The organism is Mesorhizobium sp. ArgA1, from assembly GCF_053714375.1.
Map to the genome: position 1 here is coordinate 1 of NZ_JBSKBQ010000183.1, position 281 is coordinate 281.

A 281-nucleotide genomic window follows, 5' to 3' on the forward strand; every position below is an offset into this window, starting at 1 on the left:
CTCTTGATGACGCAGGGTATCCGCGACTTCAAACCGGCCAGGCGAGACTGGCGTGAACAGCTTGAGGCGCTGGGCACGGCCGACGGACGAGATCTACCACCCTGCCTCAAGCGCGAGATAAAGCGCGAATGCCACCGTCTGTGGCTGGTGATCGAGATGATCGCGCAGGTCGAGGACGAACAGCGCCAGGCGGCCGAGACCACCGCCCCCGCGACCATCCAGTTGAGCCATCTGCGTGGCATCGGATTGACGATAGCAAGCGTGCTGACGAACGAGGTCTT

At 62.6% G+C, this 281-nt stretch carries 1 pseudogene; it reads left to right on the forward strand.

What is annotated here, in order from left to right:
- Nucleotides 1-281 (forward strand): annotated as a pseudogene (locus ACWGTI_RS32915) (IS110 family transposase); the annotation flags it as partial.